Source organism: Sphaerisporangium aureirubrum, from assembly GCF_042658925.1.
In the GTDB taxonomy this organism is placed as follows: domain Bacteria; phylum Actinomycetota; class Actinomycetes; order Streptosporangiales; family Streptosporangiaceae; genus Sphaerisporangium; species Sphaerisporangium aureirubrum.
The window spans coordinates 118859-138205 of sequence record NZ_JBHSRF010000002.1 but is presented as its reverse complement, the minus strand read 5'-3'; the positions used below and the strand labels follow the sequence as shown (position 1 = coordinate 138205).

Below are 19347 nucleotides of genomic sequence, written 5' to 3'. Positions count from 1 at the left end.
CACCTTGTTGGCACTACAGGAGGCTGCTGACAGAAAACCTAACAGCTTCAAGCCGGGGCGTGGGGCATAGAGCGGACACGCGGGCACAGTCGATGCACAAGCGTTGCTGAACAATCTCAGCGGAGTCCGCCTTACCCTCGTCACTGTGGAACCCCAGTACCCCGCGCATTGGGAGGCCGACGTCGTACTGGCCGACGGAGGAACCGCACACCTGCGGCCCATCCGCCCAGAAGACGCCGATCTGCTCCGTGCGTTCTACTCCCGGCTGTCCGACCAATCGATCTACTTCCGCTTCTTCGGGCCCCGGCCCCGCCTTTCGGACCGCGAGGTCGCCTGGTTCACCACCGTCGACTACGTGAACCGCGTCGCGCTGATCGCCACGCTGGGCACCGAGATGGTGGCCGTCGTCCGCTACGACCGCGTCGGCGAGCAGGAGGCCGAGGTCGCCTTCCTGGTCGAGGACGCCCACCAGGGCAGGGGAGTGGCGTCGGTGCTGATGGAGCACCTGCGCGCGGCGGCCAGGGAACAGGGCATCACGACGTTCGTCGCGGACGTGCTGCCGTCCAACAGCCGGATGACGGCCTTCTTCCGCCAGGCGGGGTACACCGCGCAGAGCCAGTTCGCCGACGGCGTCGTGCGCATGACGCTCGACCTCGCCAGCACCGAGACCTCCCGCGAGGTGACCCTGGCCAGGGAGCACCGCGCCGAGGCCCGCTCCATCGAACGGCTGCTCACCCCCGCCTCGGTCGTGGTCGTCGGCGCCGGCCGCGAGGCGGGCGGCATCGGGCAGACCGTCCTGCGCAACCTGCTCGGCGCCGACTTCAACGGCCCGGTGTACCCGGTGCACCGCCAGGCGCGCGCGGTGGCCGGCGTGCGGGCGTACAGGAGCGTGTCGGCCATCGACGGGGAGGTGGACCTCGCGGTGGTCGCGGTGCCCGCCGAGGGCGTGCTGGACGTCGTGGAGGAATGCGCCCGCAAGGGGGTCAAGGGACTCGTCGTGGTCTCCTCCGGGTTCGGCGAGTCGGGGCCCGAGGGGCGGGAGCGGCAGGACGAGCTCGTGCGCATCGCCCGCGCGTACGGGCTGCGCGTCGTCGGGCCCAACTGCCTCGGCATCGCCAACACCGACCCCGCGGTACGGCTGAACGCCACGCTCGCCGCGCGGCTGCCCGGACGGGGGCGGGTGGGGTTCTTCAGCCAGTCGGGGGCCCTCGGCACCGCGCTGCTGCAGCGGGTCGCCCAGCGCGGCATGGGCATCTCGACCTTCGTGTCCGCCGGCAACCGGGCCGACGTCTCCGGCAACGACCTCCTGCAGTACTGGGAGGAGGACCCCGCCACCGACGTGATCCTTCTGTACCTGGAGTCGCTCGGCAATCCCCGCAAGTTCGCCCGGCTGGCCCGGCGCACGTCCAGGACCAAGCCGATCGTGGTGGTCAAGAGCGGCGGCATGACCCAGGGGGTGCCGGTCGGGCACGCCGCGCCCGCGCTGCGGCTGCCCGACAGCGCCCTCAGCGCGCTGTTCGAGCAGGCGGGGGTGATCCGCGTGGACGATCTCACCCAGCTGTTCGACGTGGCCCAGCTGCTCGCCTACCAGCCGCTGCCCGCCGGGCGGCGGGTCGGGGTGGTCAGCAACTCCGACGCGCTGGCGCTGCTCGCCGAGGACGCCTGCCTGGCGGCCGGGCTGGAGCCGTGCCCGGCGGCCAACCTCGGGGCCAGGGCCGGGGCGGCGGACTACCGCCGGGCGCTGGACGAGCTCGGCGACCGGGCGGACGCCATCGTCGCGATCTACATGCCCCCGGTGCCCGGCAACGCCGCCGAGGTGGCCGCCGAGCTGGTCCGCACGGCCACCGAGACCGGCAAACCGCTCCTGGCCACCTTCGAGGGACGTCTCGGCATGCCCCCGGAGCTGCGCGTCCCGCACCAGCCCGTCCCGGGCGGGGACCCCGGCAAGGGCTCCATCCCGTCCTACCCGGCCCCCGAGGAGGCCGTCCGCGCCCTGGCCCACGTCGTCCGCTACGCCTGCGGCCGCGATCGCCCGCCCGCCACGACGCCGGAGCCGGCCGACACCGTCGACACCGCGGGCGCCCGGGCCCTGGTGGCCAAGGCGATCGAGTCCGCCGGGACGGGGGAGTCCGCCGCGACGCGGACCATCGACGCCGCCGATCTGCTGGCGCGGTACGGCGTGGACGTCTGGCCCGCCGTGCCCGTGCGGTCCGCGGAGGAGGGGGTGGCGGCGGCCGGGCGGCTCGGGTGGCCGGTGGTCGTGCGGTCGGCCGACCCGGAGGTCACGCACCGGGCGGGCGCGGTGCGGCTCGGGCTGTCCGACGCCGACGACGTCCGGCGGGCGTACGAGGACCTGACGGCCCTGCTCGGGCCGGACGTGACGCTGGCGGTGCAGCGGATGGCGCCCCAGCCGGCGGTGACGGTGGTGGTGCGGGCCGTGGACGACCCCGACTTCGGCGCGGTGGTGTCGTTCGGGCTGGGCGACGTGACCGCGCGGCTGCTCGGCGACGAGGCGCACCGGCTGGCCCCGCTCACCGGGCGGGACGCCGCCGACCTGGTGCGCTCGGTGCGGGCCGCCCCGCTGCTGTTCGGCGGCCACGGATACCCTCCCGTCGCGGTGCCCGCTCTGGAGGACCTGCTGCTGCGGGTGGGCCGCCTGGCCGACGAACTGCCCGGGGTGACCCGTCTCGACCTGGATCCGGTGCTGGTGGCCGAGGACGGCGCGTACGTCCTCGGCGCCCGCGCCGTGGTGAACGCGGCCACCGCGCCGCGGCCCGATCGGGGGCCTCGCCGCCTACGCTGAAAGCGGAGATGTCCTGGCTGGAAAATGGCCGGAAAAGGACAGCCCGTGGGAAGGGCGGGAAACCCCAGGGGCTGCGGTGACACAGGCACAGTGGTGATGCTGGCGGGAATAAGCGGCGTACCTACAGCAGTCCCTACGTACTTCCTAATATCGGACAAGCCGCTCACAGTGGACGGTCGCGAGGTGAAACACCGTGCCCGGACAGGGCAGGATGGACCCATGAGGGAAACCCGAGTCTCGGCCGCCGGTTTGCGCGAGGCCATCGAACGCAGCGGTTACTACCCCGATCTCGTGGCCGACGCGGCCGAGTCCGCGCTGGGCAAGGAGCCGGTGACGGCGTTCGTGGTGCATCACGAGGCCACCTTCGACCCCGCGATGGAGGTGCGCAGGCACGTCACCGTGGTGGTCCTGTCGCCCTCCCGGCTATTGGTCTGCCACACCGACGAGCACCCGCCCGCCGACGGCATGCCGACCTCGCACGCGTCCACCACCACCGAAGCCGTACGCCTCAGCCGGGTCCAGTCCGTGGCGGTCACCAGGGTCGTCCCCGACCCCGCCACCTACGTCCCCGGCGTCCCGCCCTCGGAGGTCACCCTCACCATCGGCTGGGGCGCGATCTCCCACGTCGACCTGGAGCCCGCCACCTGCGGCGACGAGAACTGCGAAGCCGACCACGGCTACACCGGCGCCATCACCGCCGACGACCTCTCCCTGCGCGTGAGCGAGGCCGCCGACGGCCCCGAGGCCGTCAACAACGTCCTGGCCTTCGCCAAGGCGCTCTCCGAGGCGACCGCCCGCGCGGCGGGCTGACATGTCCGTCCTGATCACCGGCGCCGAACTCACGGCCCTCACGGGAGCCCCGGGCCCCGGCGGGGGCCCCGCGCCGGGAAATCGTGAGGGCTCCGGGCCGGGGGATCACCGGCGGCTCGGCGAGGTGACCCTGCTGGACGTCCGGTGGCGGCTGGCCGGGCCGCCCGGCATCGAGTCCTACCGGGAGGGGCACCTGCCCGGCGCCGTCTTCTGCGATCTCGATCGGGACCTCGCGGCGCCGGCGGGCGCCGGGGGGCGGCACCCGCTGCCGGAGCCCGCCGCCTTCCAGGAGGCCATGCGGCGGCTCGGCGTGTCCGGCTCGCGTCCCGTCGTCGTCTACGACGAGGCGGACTCCACGGCCGCCGCCCGCGCCTGGTGGACGCTGCGGTACTTCGGCCACCCGGACGTCCGGGTGCTGGACGGCGGCTACCGGGGGTGGCTCGACGAAGGACTCCCGGTGACCAAGGACGTGCCGCTCCCCGCGCCGGGCGACTTCACCGCCCGGCCCGGCGGGATGCCCGTCCTGGACGCGGACGAGGCCGCCGCCGTCGCCGAGGAGGGGGTCCTGCTGGACGCCCGGGCCGCCGAGCGCTACCGGGGCGACGTCGAGCCGGTGGACCCCGTGGCGGGCCACGTCCCGGGCGCCGTCAGCGCTCCCACCACCGAGAACGTCGACCCCGCCGGTCGCTTCCACGCCGCCGGCTTCCTCCGTGAACGCTTCAACACCCTCGGCGTCGTCCCCGGGGTCCCCGTGGGCGTCTACTGCGGCTCAGGGGTGACCGCCTCCCACGAGGTCCTGGCCCTGACGATCGCCGGCCTGCCCGCCGCGCTGTACCCCGGGTCCTGGTCCCACTGGATCACCGACCCCGACCGTCCCGTCGCCACCGGCTAGCCGGTCAGGGGACGCCCCAGGGACCCGAAGCACGCGAACCCGGCCACCCCGGTCTTCTCACCGGCGGTGGCCAGGGCTTCGGCGGGCGTGTGCCCGGAGGCGAGCAGGGCGTGGAACTCGGTCATCAGCGCCAGCGCGTCCTCGTCCCGCACCGGCACCACCCCCGCCACCACGCACCCCGCCCCCCGGTCGAGGAACGCCCCCGCCAGCCCGAGCGGCGCCCCGTCCACAGGCGCGTACGCCATCCCCGCGTCACACGCCGACAGCACCACCAGCCACGGCGCCCGCTCCAGCCCGAGCACGTCGTACGCCATCAGCGGGCCGTCGTCCAGCGCGAGACTCGACAACAACGGTGAACGCGCGCAGAACCGCCCATGAGCCGCGATATGCGCCACATCCGCGTCACCCAGTGCCTTCAGTACCTCCGCGACGGTCGCCTCCGGCGACGAGGCGGCCGGGGCCGCGGGTCCTGGTGCCGCCTGGTGGACGCGGCCGACCATGGCGGCCTCGGCCCTGGCGTAGGCCAGCCCAGGGCCCGCCACCGCGGTGACGGCGGCCCTCGCGTCCCCCGGCGGACGACGCCGCGCGGTTCCCAGCCAGGTTCTGGCGCTGGACGCCACGCACAGCGGCCGTCCCCGCAGGTGCGGCAGCACCGCCCACGGGACCGTGTGCAGCACTCCGGTCGGCACGATCACCACCGCCCGGTCGCCGACGTCCCCGGCCAGGGGGCCGATGAGCTGGTCCGCCAGCACCTCCGCGGCGGCGTCCACACCGCTCGGGCCCGGCGGGGCGGCGGGGGTGAGGCGGCGCAGGGCGTGGCGGAGGCGGAGGGTGGCCTCGGTGGCGGCGGTCAGGCCGCCGAGGGGGCGCAGGACGCAGCGGTCGCCGGTGAGGACGACGGCGGCGAGGGTGTCCGCGTGCCGGACGAGTTCGATCAGCGCGGCGCCGTCGAGGCAGGCGCGCAGGGCTTCGGGGGCGACCGGTCCGGCGGCCCGGCCGTGTGCCAGTGCGCGCCAATGCTCGGCCCAGGCGAGTACCGCCTCCGGGGCTCCCTCGGCCAGCGCGAGGTTCAGGCCGAAGTCCGCCAGCCGCTCGCCCGCCCGGACGGAGTGGGCCCGGACCACCGGGTCGGCCAGCCGATCGCTTCCGGCCGTCGCGGCCCGCAATCCGGCCCGCAGCTCGGCCCGGGCACCGCCGATGTCCCCACGCAGGCTGCGGTCCAGGGCGGCGGCGTGATGCCGTATCACCCCGTGGCCCCGCGCCGTGGGCCGGTCCGCGAGCACAGGCGCGAGCTCTGCCAGCGCGCCCTCCGTGTCTCCCGTCTCCACCGCCATCTCAGCCGCGGTGAGCCGCGCTCCCGCCGCCGGTCCCGCCCATCCGTCCGCCGTGAGCCGTCCGGCCAGCCGGCGTGCCTCGGCGAGTAGTCCGCCGCTCGGGGCCCGCGGCTCTTCGGCCAGGCGGGCGCGGAAGGCGGTCTCCTCGGCCAGGGACACCCAGGTGTGGCGGCCCTGGGCGGACAGCTCGGCCGCGGCCTGGGCGGCGGTGGCACGGGCCTGGGGCGGGTCGCCGAGGAGGAGCTCGATCTGGGCCAGGATCAGGCGGGACTCGGCGAGGGTGACCTGGGCGCCCGCGGCGGCCAGGTCGGGGACGGCCTGGGCGAGGACGGCCCGGGCCTCGCCGGGGAGGTGGGCGGCGAGGAGGGCGCCCGCGAAGTCGGCGCGCATCGCGGCGAGGCGCTCGGGGTAGGGGGCCAGGGCGGCGGCGGCCCGGTGGTACGCGGTGAACGCGGACGGGAGGTCGCCGCGGCGGGTCGCGACGAACGGGAGGTTGGCCTGGGCCAGCGCGGCGATGTGGCCGAGGCCGGCGGCGTCGGCCACGGCCGCGCAGGCCGCCAGGTCGTGGGAGGCGGCGTCGTAGCGCTCCAGGTAGGTGAGGGCGATGCCGCGGTTGAGCAGCGCCCCGGCGAGGAAGCGCCGGTCGTCGCCGCCGGTGAGGGCGGTGACGGCGGTGTCGCACCAGGCCACCGCCTCGGCGTGCCTGCCCAGCCTCACCAGCGCCACCGCGCGCTGCACGCCGAGCCGGGCCTGGTCCAGGCCGGACAGGTGCGGCTGTGCCGCGTCGGCGATCACGAGGGCGCCGAGGGGGTCGCCGAGGTCGGCGCGGACCGAGACCAGCGACAGCCTGGCCTGCGCGGCCCTCCCCGGCAGGCTCCTCGCCGCGTCGATCGCCTTGCCGAGGTGCTCGGCCGCCTGTTCGAGCCGGCCGAACTCCCGTGCCGCCAGCGCCAGCGCGCGATGGGCCACCGACACCGCCTCGGCGCACCCCGCCGTCACGGCCTTGGCCAGCACGGTCCCGGCCGTCCGGCGGGCACTCTCCGGGTCCGCCCCGCTCATCCGCACGGCCTCTTCGGCCGCCGCCACCAGCGTGCCCCAGGCATCCCCGCGGGCCTTCGCGGTGTCGGTCATCGGACGCGGTGCCAGCGGGTGGCGATCGGCGGGTGCTCCGGGCGGTGGCAGACGACGCTGACCCAGCCGTGGGGGAGGCCGGTGGTGGCGAAGTCGCCCGCCTCGGACGGGAAGCGGATCTTGCTGATGTACGGGGTCCTGATCTCGACCCGGGAGCCCGCCCCCGGGGCCGGGTAGATCTGCCCCGCGAGGTCCAGATGCGCCCCGTACACGGTGACCTCCAGATCGAAGGTGACCCCGTCGGCGGCGAACCGGAGGAACCGGCACCCCGTGTCCCCCACCAGGTCGCCGCGCCCGGTCCGGGGATCGTCCCGGAGCAGGGCCCCACCCCGATGGTCCGTCCCACCCTCCACCGGCACCGGCAGCGCCGTCACCGCCCCCGGGAGCCGCAACGCGTGCACCGCCCGTGCGTCCGCCCCCACCCGCGCGGGCACGGGATCGGTCCCCGCCGCGATCCGCAGGGCCGCCAGAAGAAACTCGTCGCCGTCGATGACACTCACCTTCCTGTTCCGTAGGTGCGGGACGTCGTGCCCGGAGGGGCCGCGGTGTACGGCCACCGGCCGGCCGCCGCGGGACGGCGCCGTGGGGTGGGGATCATTGGGTTTCCTGTTCCCAGAGGGTGCGGAGTTGTTTCAGGCAGCGGGCTCGGGTGGGGCCGATGCTGCCCATGGGCATGCCCAGGTGGTGGGAGATCTGGGTGTAGCGGGCTTCGGGGGTGGTCACCAGGAGGCGGAGGAGAGTGCGGCATGGCGGGCGGAGGCGGTCGACGGCGGCCCAGAGGCGGTGGGATTCGTCGGTGTCGAGGATGGTGAGCATCGGGTCGTGGTCGGGTGGGGCGGGGATCTCGTCGGGGAGAGGGTTGGGGTGGCGGTTGGCGTGGCGGGTCAGGCGGCAGGCCTCGTTGCGGGTGACGGTGACCAGCCAGGCGCCCACGCGGGCCGGGTCGCGGATGGTGTGGTGGTGTTCCACCAGGCGGAGCCAGGCCGCCTGCACCGCGTCGGCGGCGTCGGTGGCGCTCAGGCCGAACGCGCGGGCCACGGCCCACATGCGGTAGCCGAAGCGCTCGACCAGTTCGCGCCAGGCCCTCTCGTCGAGCCCATCGAGAAAGTCGGGTCCGTGAGACATGTGTGATTACTTCGCGTGATTGGGATACAGCGGTCCGTGAGCACCTTAGCGGGGTGCGGGAACGATGACACCGAGATCCGGGAATCGCCCGTTCCGCCGTTCGTCCAGCACGTGCTCGGCGGCCTCGGCGGGGGACATGTGCCGCGCGGCGTCCGCGATGGCCCCGGCCACCACGGCGGCCGAGAACGACGTGCCGCTCCACACGGCGTACCCATTGAATTGATCAAAGTTCACGAAACTGCTCGCCAAGGCCTCCCCGCGGGCGCAGGCGTCCACCCATGGCCCATATGCGGAGAACGCCGCCCGGCCCCCCTCCCCGGCGTCCAGGGCCGCGACCGCGATCACCCGGGGCAGCGCGGCCGGCCAGAAAGGCCGGGGAGAGGCCGTGTTGCCCGCGCAGGCGACCACGACGGTGTCGGGCAGCGCGGCGAGCGCCCGCTCCAGCAGCGGCGACGGCCGGTCGTCGTAGGTGTGGCACCCGAACGACATCAGCAGCACGTCGACCCGCTGGTCGCGCAGATGCGCGAGCGCCCGCAGCACCCCCGCCTCGTCCCCCACGCCGTTGCCGTCCAGCACCTTGATCACCCGCAGCCCCAGCCCGGGCGCCTGCCGCAGCAGCAGCCCGGCGATGAACGTGCCGTGCCCCGCCTGGCGGTCCAGAACCCCGTCGCCGTCGGCGTCCGGCACCTCGCCGGGCTGGTCGCGGAACCACTCGCTGCCGGTGAACCAGGGATGCGCCGCCACGCCGGTGTCCAGCAGCGCGGCCGTCACCCGGGACGGCTCCCCGGCCCGGTACGACGGCGCGGCGGCCGGGCGCGGCGCCCCGGTGGGCCCGCCGAAGAACAGCGGCTGGCCGATCACGACGTGGTTGGGGGAGACCTCGTGACCCTGCTCGGTGAGGTCCGCGGCGAGCCGGCAGGGGTCGACGCCGGGCGCCAGCCGCAGCACGTAGAAGCCCTCCCGGCGCTCCGCCGACTGGGTCCAGCGCTCGGCGGCCGACGCGTGGCGGGCCAGCAGGACGCCGGGCCGGATCATCGCACCCCGGCCGGGACTCGGCTCAACGACCTGCACCTTCATCACGGCCTCCGCCACGGTAGGGTAAACACGGAGTGTGTCATTCCCCATACAGACTGTTGCAAGCCCGATTAGGTATGACCCGGCTCTGGTGCCGTGCCGCGACGGACGGTAGTCTCTCCCTCAGTCACTGGTGATCATCCCAGTACGAGGACGTTGGGGAAGGCGCACCTCGTACGAAACGGGAGGTCCGGTGTCTGCTCGTGGCGTGCTGTACGTCCACTCGGCTCAGCCCGCGCTGTGCCCGCATATCGAATGGGCGGTCGCGGGTGTACTTGGCATACCCGTCGACTTGTCGTGGACGCCGCAGCCAGCCCAGCCTGGCACCGTGCGGACTCAAGCCGAATGGGAGGGCCGCCCCGGCACGGCGGCGGCCATCACCTCTTCCCTCATGGGCTGGCAGCGCATGCGCTTCGAGATCACCGAGGACGCCTCACCCGGCGCCGACGGCTCCCGGCATGCCTACACCCCGACCCTCGGTGCCTTCACCGCCGTGATCGGCGTGGCCGGCGACATCCTCGTCCCCGAGGACCGCCTCCGCAACGTCATGCTGATGGCCACCCAGGGCCGAGTGGTCCTGGAAGAGGAACTGGACAAACTCCTCGGCAAACAGTGGGACGAGGAACTGGAGCCGTTCCGCTACGCCGGCGACGGCGCCCCCGTCCGCTGGCTCCACGCCGCCGTCTGACCACCGCCCGGCGGGTCCGCCCGCCGGACGGCGACCCGTCGCGCCTCCGGGCCCCGCGCGGCCCGATCGAACCCGATCAGAACTCCGGTTCCCGCCACTCCTCCCGTGACAGCGGCCGGTCCGGGTGCCTCGGGCAGACGTCGTCGCGCCAGGGCCCGAGGATGTCCCCGTCCTCGACGTGCGGGCAGTCCGGGGCGTCGCAGGACCACCGGTAGACGCTCCCGTCGATGCGATCGGTCCAGCTCGGCCCACCGGTGTCTCCCCCCGCCGTGACGTGCTCGACGTACACCGAGGCGCCGGACGCGATGCCCATGGCGCTGAGAGGGTGATTCCGCGGCCAGATGTCGCCGCTGCCCGTGAGCCTCAGCACGTAGGTATCGGCCGGCGGCGTGATGAATCCGGCGTCGACCATCTGGCCGATCAGCCATTCGGCGGTCGAGCTCTCGGGAATCCGTACGGAGAGGATCTCCCCTGAATGGGTCGGGGTGAATGAGGTTGACTATCGGCCTGGCCGGTTCGGTGCCGGGGGTGCTCACCTGCTGAGACCATCCATTCGGCGGCGCTGACGGAAATCAGGATGATTGTAGAATCCCCGGCATGCTCGCGCGCCTAATGGCTGATCGGCTGGTGTGGCTTCTCGCCGGACCGTTCCGGCGGCGTGCCAGGGAACCGGGGCTGAGGTCGCTCGGCGGCGCCATAGCGGCGGTCCTTTTCCTCGCCACGGTTCTCGTGCTCGGGGTCACGTTCGCCGGATTGCTGCTCATCGGATGGCCGGGCATCGAGCAAAGACCGCGGATTCCCATTTCCCGGCTCTTCGACATCGTCAAGCTGGCGTTCGCGTTCGTCGCGGGCATCGGCGGGGTCGTCGCGCTGGTCCTCGCGTACCGCCGCCAGCGCGTCGTGGAGGAGGACAACCGGCGCCAGGAGGCGGAGAACAGCAGGAAGGAACGCTCGATCCTGCTGGAGCACGTCCGGGACGAGCGCGACCGCACCCGCCTGTTCAACGAGCGGTTCGCCACCGTCGCCACACAGCTCGGCTCGGAGGCGCCCGCCGTCCGCCTGGCCGGCGTGTACGCGATGGCGGAGCTGGCGGACGACTGGCAGCAGCACCGGCAGGTCTGCATCGACGTGCTGTGCGCCTTCTTCCGGATGCCTCACACGCCACGCCCGGCGGCCGACGCCCCGGCCGCCGAGGTCCTGGACTGGCGCCGCGACCGCGAGGTGCGGCGCACGGTGATCGAGGTCATCGCCGCGCATCTGCGACCGGGATCACCGGTGTCCTGGCGCGGCCATGATTTCGACTTCTCCGGTGCCACCTTCGACGGCGGTGACTTCAGCGGATCGCTTTTCAGCGACGGCAGCGCGGTGAGCTTCAAGGGGGCCGTGTTCGCCGAAGGCGTGGTCCGTTTCGACGGCGCCGTCTTCGGCTCCTCGGAGGTTTCGTTCGACCGCGCCGAGTTCCACGGCGGATCGGTCAGTTTCTACATGGCCAAGGTGACCGGCGCCGTGCTGAACTTCAACGGCGTGTCCCTGTCCGCCGGCGAGTTGCGTTTCTACCGGGCGAGCTTCACGGGCGGCGAGGTCAACTTTCACAAGCTGGCGATATCAGGTGGCCAGTTGCGTTTCTATCGATCCGAGCTTTCCGGGGGGGCTCTGGGTTTCTACGGCATGGGTCTGTCGGCCGGCGAGATTCACTTCTACGCCAACACCCTGACCGGCGGGGCGATCTACTTCAACCGGGCCGCGGTGACCGGCGGCCGGATGGACTTCTATCGCAACGGCTTCGACGGCTGTGAGGCGCACTTCGACAAGATGACGGTCGACGGGGGCGAGGTCCGGTTCGAACGGGTGGAGTTCACGCGGGGGACGGTGCGGTTCGACCAGGCCGTCTTCAGGGGCGGCTCCACGACCTTCCTCGGGTCCCGGTTCACCGGTGCCGAGGTCCGCTTCGACGGGGCGCGGTTCCTCGGCGGCCCGGTGGACTTCGGCAACGCCGGCGACTGGTCGGTCCCGCCGGTGTTCCCCGCGGGGGCGCAGCGGGGACTGCACCTGCCGTAGCGTCCCGGACGAGGCGAGGCCCCGCACGCGGTCGCGTGGGGGCCTCGCCGGGGAGAGCGGGGATCAGAGGGGGATGTTGCCGTGGGCGCCGCGGCCGGGGGTGGCCTGGGCGATGATCTTGGCGATGGCGCCGCGGGTCTCGTCGGGCTTGATGACCTCGTCGATGACGCCGATCTCCACCGCGCGGTCCAGGCCGCCGGCGATCTTTTCGTGCTCGGTGGCGAGGCGGGCCTCCAGCGCGGGGCGGTCCTCCTCGGAGGCGGCGGCGATCTCGCGGCGCTTGAGGACGCGGACGGCGGCCAGCGGGCCCATCACGGCGATCTCGGCGGTCGGCCAGGCGAACACCTTGGTGGCGCCGAGGGACCGGGAGTTCATCGCGATGTACGCGCCGCCGTACGCCTTGCGGGTCACCAGCGTGACCCTCGGCACCGACGCCTCGGCGAAGGCGTGCAGGAGCTTGGCCCCTCGCCGCACCACGCCGTCGTGCTCCTGGCCGACGCCGGGGAGGTAGCCGGGGACGTCCACCAGGACGGCCAGCGGCACCCCGAACGAGTCGCACATGCGGACGAACCTGGCGGCCTTCTCTGCGGAGGCCGAATCGAGGCAGCCGGCCAGCCGCATCGGGTTGTTGGCGATGACGCCGATGGTGCGCCCGCCGAGCCGCCCGAGCGTGGTCACGATGTTGGGTGCCCACTTGGGGTGGAGCTCCACACCGGGCTCGTCGAGCAGGCCGTTCACCAGCGGATGCACGTCGTAGGCCCGGCGCGCCTCGGCGGGCAGCAGACCGGAGAAGCCGGCCTCCTGCACCGAGGACATGCGGACCCTGCCCTGGTGGCCGAGCAGCGTCGCCAGGCGGCGCGCCTGCACCAGCGCCTCGGTGTCGGTCTTGGCGACCACGTGGACCACGCCGCTGCGCTTGCTGTGCGGCTCGGGCCCGCCGAGGGCGGCCATGTCGATCTGCTCGCCGGTGACGCTGCGCACCACGTCGGGACCGGTGACGAAGATGCGGCCCTGGTCGGAGAGGATCACGAGGTCGGTGAGCGCGGGCCCGTAGGCCGCGCCGCCCGCCGCCGGGCCGAGCACCACGGAGATCTGGGGCACCACGCCGGACGCCCTGGTCATCGCGGTGAACACCCGGCCCACCGCGTGCAGGGACTCGACGCCCTCGGCTAGGCGGGCGCCGCCGGAGTGCCACAGGCCGATGATCGGCACGCGCTCGCGCACGGCGACGTCATAGGCCTGCACGATGTGCTCGCACCCGTCGCCGCTCATCGCGCCGCCCTGCACCCGCGCGTCGCTGGCGAAGCCGACCACGGGCACCCCTTCCACACGGCCCATCGCGGCGAGCACGCCGCTGCGGTCGTCCGGGGAGATCGCATGCATCGAGCCCTCGTCGAACAGGGCGGTGAGACGCGTTCGAGGATCTCGGGGGTCCGGTTCCGCCACCTCCGGAGAGGAGACGGCATTCACCACCCCGTTGTCGAGCACAGTCACGGTCGGCTCCAAGGTCAGATGCTGGCGAAGGCCACGGCGACGTTGTGGCCGCCGAACCCGAAGGAGTTGTTGATGGCGGCGATCTGCCCGCCGGGCAGGGCGCGCGGCTCGCCGCGCACGATGTCCACCTCGACGCCGTCGTCGAGGTCCTCCAGGTTGACGGTGGCCGGTACGACGCGGTCGTACAGTGCCTTGATCGTGAAGACGGACTCGATGCCGCCGGCCCCCCCGAGCAGGTGGCCCGTCATCGACTTCGTAGCGGTGACGACCGGGTGATCCCCGATGATCTCCTGGATGGCGATGGCCTCGACGACGTCCCCAGCGGGGGTCGAGGTGGCGTGCGCGTTGACGTGCTTGATGTCCGGCCCGGTCAGGCCGGAGTCCTCCAGGACGTGGCGGGTGGCGCTGATGATGCCGGCGCCCGTCGGGTCGGGCTGGGCGATGTGGTGGGCGTCGGCGGAGTAGCCGACGCCGGACGCCTCCGCGTACACGCGGGCGCCACGGGACCTGGCGTGCTCCTCGGACTCGAGGACGATGATGCCCGCACCCTCGCCGAGGACGAATCCGTCGCGCCCGCGGTCCCAGGGACGGGAGGCGCGCTCAGGCTCGTCGTTGCGCGTCGACATGGCGCGCATCGCGGCGAAGGAGGCCACGTTGAGGGGGTGGATGGCGGCCTCGGTGCCCCCGGCGATGACGACGTCGGCGCGCCCGGAGCGGATCATCTGGATGGCGTAGCCGATGGACTCGGCGCCGGTTGCGCACGCGCTGACGGTGGCGTGCACGCCCGCCGTGGCGCCGAACTCGATGCCGATCCATCCGGCGGAGCCGTTGGGCATCAGCATGGGGACGATGTAGGGCGAGAGGCGCTTCCAGCCCTTCTCGCGGAAGGCGTCGTAGGCGTCGAGGATGGTGGTGATGCCGCCGATGCCGCTGCCCACCGCCACGCCGAGGCGGTCGGAGGCGACCTTGGGGGACCCGGCGTCCTGCCAGGCCTGGCGCGCCGCGATCAGGGCGAACTGCTCGGCCCGGTCGAGTCGGCGCATCTCGGGCCTCGGCAGCACCTCACCCGGCTCGACCGCGGCCCTGGCGGCGAACCGCACCGGAACGCTGTCGACCCACTCTTCGGTCAGCGGTGCGACGCCCGACCGCCCGGCGAGCAGCGCCGACCAGGTCGAGGCGACGTCGCCGCCGACGGGAGTGGTCGCGCCGAGGCCGGTGACCACGACTCGTATCCGGTCTGAACTCACTTCAACGCGCTCCCATCGAGGTAAAGCATGACCGGCGCTTGGCCCGGCCCGGTGGTTTCCGGGCGGGCCGGAGGCCGGCGCGGTTAGTTCTGAATGAAATTGATGACGTCTTTGACGGTCTTGAGGTGCTTGAGCTGGTCGTCGGGGATCTCGACGCCGAACTCGTCCTGCGCGGCGACGGCGATCTCGACCATGGAGAGCGAGTCGATGTCGAGGTCGTCCACGAAGTTCTTCTCCGGGGTGACCTCGGTGGCCGGAATGCCGGTGATCTCGTTGATGATCTTGCCGAGGCCCGCGAGGATCTCCTGCTCGGTCAAAGCCATGTCGCGATTTCTCCCTTTATCGGATGTTTTCATTTGGTGGGTGCGTGGCGGCCTGGGAGGCCTCCGCGCGAACTCAGGGGATCTCGATCACTTGGCCGGCGTACGTGAGGCCGGCACCGAAACCGAGGAGCAGGGCCAGGTCGCCCGACTGGACCTCGCCGCGTTCGACCATGCGGCTCAGGGCGAGCGGGATCGAGGCGGCGGAGGTGTTGCCGGCCAGGACGATGTCCTTGGCGATGATGGCCTTGTCGGCCCCAAGCTTACGAGCGATCGACTCGATGATGCGCAGGTTCGCCTGGTGCGGGACGAAGGCCGCGAGCTCCGCCGGGTCCACGCCCGCACGCTCGCACGCCTCCTTCGCCACCGGGTGAAGTTCGGTGGTGGCCCAGCGGAACACCGTCTGACCTTCCTGGTGCAGGAAGGACGCGCGGTCCTTGATGATGATCGCGTCGTGCTTGTCGCCCGCGCTGCCCCAGACCACCGGCCCGATGCCGGGGGTGTCGGACGCGCCGACGATCGCCGCGCCCGCGCCGTCCGCGAAGATCACGCAGGTGGCCCGGTCGGTCCAGTCGATCCACTGGGAGAGCTTCTCGGTGCCGACGACCAGCACGTTGGTGGCCGAGCCGCACCGGACGGCGTCGGCGGCGGCCGACAGCGCGTAGCAGAACCCGGCGCACGCGGCGTTCACGTCGAAGGCGCCGGGCGCCTTGATGCCGAGCCGGTGCGCGACGCGGGCCGCGGCGTTGGGGATCTGCGCCTCCAGCGTGCAGGTGGCCACGATGACCAGGTCGACGTCGCCGGCCGCCAGCCCGCTCGCCGCCAGGGCCTTGCCGCCCGCCTGCACGGCGATGTCGACCTCCGACTCCTCGGGCCCGGCGATGCGGCGCTCCTTGATGCCGACGCGGCTCTGGATCCACTCGTCGGTGGTGTCGATGGTCTTGGCGAGATCGTCGTTGGTGACGACCCCCGCCGGCTGGTAGGCGCCGAACGCCAGCACCCTGGCGCCGGCGGCGCCCCGCGAGATCCTCACTCGGTGGTCTCCTTGTTGATCAGATCGCGGGCGGCCGCGAGGTCGTCGGGGGTCTTGAGCGCGACCGTCGCGACGCCGGGCAACGCCCGCTTGGCCAGGCCGGTGAGTGTGCCTCCCGGGGCCAGCTCGATCACGGCGGTCACGCCGAGCTCGGCCATCGTAGCCATGCACCGATCCCACCGGACCGGCCGGGCGACCTGGTCGACCAGCCGGCGGACGAACTCGGGGCCGCTTCCCACGGCCGCGCCGTCGGCGTTGGACAGCAGGACCGGCCCTGGGTCCGCCGGGTCGAGCCCCGCGGCGGCCTCGCGCAGCTGCTCGACCGCCGGGGCCATGTGGACGGTGTGGAACGCCCCGGCCACCGCGAGCGGCCGGAGCCGGGCGCGGGCGGGGGGCGCGGCCGCGAAGGCGGCCAGCTCGACGAGCGTGCCCGCGGCGACGATCTGGCCGGCGCCGTTGACGTTCGCGGGGGTCAGGCCGTGCTGCTCCAGCGCCGCGAGGACCTCCTGCTCGTCGCCGCCGAGCACGGCGGTCATGCCGGTCTCGGTGACGGCGGCGGCCTTGGCCATGGCCCGGCCGCGCTCGCGGACCAGCGCCAGCGCCTGCTCGGGCGTCAGCACGCCCGCCAGCGCGGCGGCGGTGAACTCGCCGACGCTGTGCCCGGCGACCACCCCGGCCGGGAGGCCGGTGGTGCCGAGGAGAGCCTCGGCGGCGGCGAGCCCGGCGGCTACCAACAGTGGTTGCGCGACCGCGGTGTCCCGGATCTCATCCGCGCCGGCGGTGGTCCCGTAGGAGATCAGATCGAGCCCCGCGACGTCCGACCACGCGGACAGCCGGTCGCGCAGACCGGGTGTCTCAAGCCATGGGGTCAGGAAGCCGGGAGTCTGGGCACCTTGGCCGGGAGCGACAATGACGAGCACAAAAACCACCATGCCCTGTAGGAGTTCACCACAGTGCTAATGATCCGTACGAACTTTGTCACTGTGTTTTTGTAGGAAACCTCCATCGGAGGTTTCCGGCCCGTTACCAAAGTCCGGTCAGGTTACGGCTGTTCGCGACAGCCTGCCAAGGATCAGGCCCACCTGCAACGTGAAGGCGGAACGGCCCTCTGTCGGCTGGTACCCGGTCAGCTCTGTGATCTTTTTCAGACGGTAACGCACCGTATTCGGATGGACGAACAGCAGACGCGCCGTGGCTTCCAAAGAGGTGCCCTGCTCCAGGTAAGTGGCCAGCGTGTCGAGCAGAGGCGTGCCCTCCAGGGGGCGGTAGACGTTCTCGATGAGCTGCGCGCGGGCGTCCTCGTCCCCGTCGATGGCCCGCTCGGCCAGCAGATCCTCGGCCAGCACCGGGCGCGGCGCGTCCGGCCAGCCCGACGCCGCCCGCAGGCCCGCCATGGCCGCCCGCGCCGAGCTGGCCGCGGCCTGCAGGTCGGGCACCTCGGGGCCGATCACGATGGGCCCGGGGCCGAACCTCGGCACCACGTGCCGCGCGGCGTCCTTGATGCTGTCCGCGCCGCCCACGATGACGATCAGGCGCTCGCCCTGCACCCCGGCCAGCAGGTCGTGGCCGAGGCGCCGTCCCTTGTCGCGCATGCCGTCGATCAGGGTCTGCGGGTCGGCGTCCGGCGCGTGCCCGGCCAGCACCACCACGGGGGAGGACGTCCAGCCGAGCGCCGCCGCCCAGGAGTGCAGCCCGTCGCCCACCTCGCCGCGCACCAGCGCGTCGACGATCAGCGCCTCCAGCCGGGCGTCCCACGCGCCGCGCACCTCGGCCTCGCGGGCGTAGACGTGCGCCGCGGCGAACGCCACGTCGCGGGTGTAGCGCAGGATCGCCTGGCGCAGCTCGTCCTCGCCGCCGGGGGCGGCGAGCTCCTGCACCTCGGCCTCCACCACCTCCACGACGACGCGCACCAGGTCGACGGTCTGCTGCAGCGACACCGAGCGCTTCAGCTCGCGCGGCGCGGTGCCGAAGATCTCGACGCTGGGGGTGGGCGCGCTGCCGTCCGCGCTCTGGAACCAGTCGACGAACGCCGCTATGCCCGCCTGGGCGACCAGCCCCACCCAGGAGCGATCCTCGGCCGACAGCGTGCGATACCACGCCAGCCGGTCGTCCATGCGGGCCATCGCGGCGGTGCCGAGAGTGCCCATCGCGCGTTCGAGACGCCGTGCGGTGTCCTTGCGTACCCGGTCGTTCACACCCATAGGGTGCCAGGTCAGCGCGCGTGGAACAGCCTCACGGGCCGCGCGGGGTCCCGATCGGCGCGACAAAACCGCTCCCCGTGCGGTAGACCGGGGATGTGGAACCGGTTGAGGCGCTCAAGAGGATCGCGTTCCTGCTGGAGCGCGCGGGCGAGCCCACCTTCCGGGTGCGGGCCTTCCGCGGCGCCGCCGCCGCCATCGAGGGCCTGCCCCGCGCCGAGCTGGCCCGGCTCGCGGGCTCGGGCGGGCTGACCGGCCTGAAGGGCGTCGGCAAGGTCACCGCCCTCGCCGTCACCGAGGCGCTGGACGGCGCGGTGCCCACCTACCTCCGCCGCCTGGAGGCCACCGCGGGCCAGGACCTGGACGAGACCGCCGCCGCGCTGCGCGCCGCGCTCAGGGGCGACCTGCACGCCCACTCCGACTGGTCCGACGGCGGCTCCCCGGTGGACGAGATGGCCGAGGCCGCCCGCGACCTCGGCCACGACTACCTGGCGATGACCGACCACTCGCCCCGCCTCACCGTCGCGGGCGGCCTGTCGCCGCAGCGGCTGCGCGAGCAGCTCGGCCTGATCGAGGCGCTCAACGAGCGGCTGGCGCCGTTCCGGGTGCTGACCGGCATCGAGGTGGACATCCTGCCGGACGGCTCGCTCGACCAGGAGCCCGAGCTGCTGGACCGGCTGGACATCGTGGTGGCGAGCGTGCACTCCAAGCTGCGCATGGACGCCGAGGACATGACCCGCCGCATGGTCACGGCCGTCGCCGACCCCCGGGTGGACGTGCTCGGCCACTGCACCGGCCGGATCGTGCGGGCCGAGGGCAGGCGCGGCGGGCTGCGGCCGGAGTCCGAGTTCGACGCCGAGCTGGTCTTCGAGGCGTGCAGGCGGTTCGGCGTGGCCGTCGAGATCAACTCCCGGCCGGACCGGCTGGACCCTCCCAAACGCCTGCTGCGGCTCGCGTACGAGATGGGCTGCCTGTTCTCCGTCGACTCCGACGCGCACGCCCCCGGCCAGCTCGACTGGCAGGTGTTCGGGTGCGAGCGGGCCGCGCTGTGCGGCGTCCCGGCGGACCGGGTGGTCGGCACCTGGCCGCTGGAGCGGCTGCTGGAGTGGACCGCCTCCTAACGCGAAGTCACGATATAGA

17 protein-coding genes are annotated in these 19347 nt (G+C 73.2%); 6 read left to right on the top strand and 11 right to left on the bottom strand.

The window, feature by feature from the left end:
* Positions 1-145: 145 nt before the first annotated feature.
* The 3 genes from ACFP1K_RS02095 to ACFP1K_RS02085 all read left to right on the top strand — a co-directional run bounded on the left by ACFP1K_RS02095 (position 146) and on the right by ACFP1K_RS02085 (position 4505).
* Positions 146-2803, top strand: coding sequence for a bifunctional acetate--CoA ligase family protein/GNAT family N-acetyltransferase (locus ACFP1K_RS02095; RefSeq protein WP_380746473.1), 2658 nt, complete (start codon positions 146-148; stop codon positions 2801-2803).
* A 219-nt stretch (positions 2804-3022) separates the two neighbouring features.
* Entirely contained in the window at positions 3023-3613 is a 591-nt protein-coding gene (locus ACFP1K_RS02090; RefSeq protein ID WP_380746471.1) for a DUF5998 family protein, read from the top strand.
* Between the two features lies 1 nt (position 3614).
* Complete coding sequence (locus tag ACFP1K_RS02085; protein WP_380746469.1) at positions 3615-4505, top strand: sulfurtransferase; 891 nt, start codon at positions 3615-3617, stop codon at positions 4503-4505.
* Here the strand turns inward: ACFP1K_RS02085 and ACFP1K_RS02080 are convergent.
* The 4 genes from ACFP1K_RS02080 to ACFP1K_RS02065 form a co-directional block, all read right to left on the bottom strand.
* Positions 4502-6970 carry a CHAT domain-containing protein gene (locus tag ACFP1K_RS02080; RefSeq protein WP_380746466.1) on the bottom strand — a complete coding sequence of 823 codons (2469 nt, stop codon included), beginning with the start codon at positions 6968-6970 and terminating at the stop codon, positions 4502-4504. The two genes, ACFP1K_RS02085 and ACFP1K_RS02080, sit on opposite strands and share 4 nt — an antisense overlap.
* Positions 6967-7470 (bottom strand): hypothetical protein, encoded by a 504-nt coding sequence (locus ACFP1K_RS02075; protein WP_380746462.1) that lies wholly within the window; start codon positions 7468-7470, stop codon positions 6967-6969. Before ACFP1K_RS02075 ends, ACFP1K_RS02080 begins: the two co-directional genes overlap by 4 nt.
* 94 nt (positions 7471-7564) lie before the next feature.
* Positions 7565-8095 carry an RNA polymerase sigma factor gene (locus tag ACFP1K_RS02070; protein ID WP_380746460.1) on the bottom strand — a complete coding sequence of 177 codons (531 nt, stop codon included), beginning with the start codon at positions 8093-8095 and terminating at the stop codon, positions 7565-7567.
* A gap of 45 nt (positions 8096-8140) precedes the next feature.
* A complete protein-coding gene (locus ACFP1K_RS02065) occupies positions 8141-9172 on the bottom strand; it encodes a S8 family peptidase (RefSeq protein ID WP_380746458.1) in 1032 nt (343 codons plus the stop codon).
* A gap of 190 nt (positions 9173-9362) precedes the next feature.
* On the opposite strand from ACFP1K_RS02065, the gene ACFP1K_RS02060 reads away from it, so the two are divergent.
* Complete coding sequence (locus ACFP1K_RS02060) at positions 9363-9857, top strand: DUF3145 domain-containing protein (RefSeq protein WP_380746455.1); 495 nt, start codon at positions 9363-9365, stop codon at positions 9855-9857.
* Between the two features lie 76 nt (positions 9858-9933).
* On the opposite strand, the gene ACFP1K_RS02055 is transcribed toward ACFP1K_RS02060, so the two are convergent.
* The gene (locus ACFP1K_RS02055) at positions 9934-10269 is read right to left on the bottom strand and encodes a hypothetical protein (RefSeq protein ID WP_380746453.1); all 336 of its coding nucleotides are present in this window, start codon (positions 10267-10269) and stop codon (positions 9934-9936) included.
* Between the two features lie 185 nt (positions 10270-10454).
* Between ACFP1K_RS02055 and ACFP1K_RS02050 the strand changes: the two genes are divergently transcribed.
* Positions 10455-11915, top strand: a complete 1461-nt coding sequence (locus tag ACFP1K_RS02050) for a pentapeptide repeat-containing protein (protein ID WP_380746451.1) — start codon at positions 10455-10457, stop codon at positions 11913-11915.
* Positions 11916-11978: 63 nt separating this feature from the next.
* On the opposite strand, the gene ACFP1K_RS02045 is transcribed toward ACFP1K_RS02050, so the two are convergent.
* From ACFP1K_RS02045 to ACFP1K_RS02020, 6 genes are all read right to left on the bottom strand, one after another.
* Positions 11979-13409, bottom strand: coding sequence for an acyl-CoA carboxylase subunit beta (locus ACFP1K_RS02045; protein ID WP_380746448.1), 1431 nt, complete (start codon positions 13407-13409; stop codon positions 11979-11981).
* Positions 13410-13423: 14 nt separating this feature from the next.
* The gene (gene fabF, locus ACFP1K_RS02040) at positions 13424-14656 is read right to left on the bottom strand and encodes a beta-ketoacyl-ACP synthase II (RefSeq protein ID WP_380746446.1); all 1233 of its coding nucleotides are present in this window, start codon (positions 14654-14656) and stop codon (positions 13424-13426) included.
* An 83-nt stretch (positions 14657-14739) separates the two neighbouring features.
* On the bottom strand, positions 14740-14979 hold the full coding sequence (locus tag ACFP1K_RS02035) for an acyl carrier protein (protein WP_347632694.1): 240 nt from the start codon (positions 14977-14979) through the stop codon (positions 14740-14742).
* 73 nt (positions 14980-15052) lie between these two features.
* A complete protein-coding gene (locus ACFP1K_RS02030; RefSeq protein ID WP_380746443.1) occupies positions 15053-16009 on the bottom strand; it encodes a beta-ketoacyl-ACP synthase III in 957 nt (318 codons plus the stop codon).
* Positions 16006-16929 carry an ACP S-malonyltransferase gene (locus tag ACFP1K_RS02025; protein ID WP_380746441.1) on the bottom strand — a complete coding sequence of 308 codons (924 nt, stop codon included), beginning with the start codon at positions 16927-16929 and terminating at the stop codon, positions 16006-16008. The genes ACFP1K_RS02030 and ACFP1K_RS02025 overlap by 4 nt, the downstream gene beginning before the upstream one ends.
* Positions 16930-17046: 117 nt before the next feature.
* A complete protein-coding gene (locus ACFP1K_RS02020) occupies positions 17047-18210 on the bottom strand; it encodes a PucR family transcriptional regulator (protein ID WP_380746439.1) in 1164 nt (387 codons plus the stop codon).
* A 95-nt stretch (positions 18211-18305) separates the two neighbouring features.
* Between ACFP1K_RS02020 and ACFP1K_RS02015 the strand changes: the two genes are divergently transcribed.
* On the top strand, positions 18306-19328 hold the full coding sequence (locus ACFP1K_RS02015) for a PHP domain-containing protein (RefSeq protein ID WP_380746437.1): 1023 nt from the start codon (positions 18306-18308) through the stop codon (positions 19326-19328).
* Positions 19329-19347 lie beyond the last annotated feature (19 nt).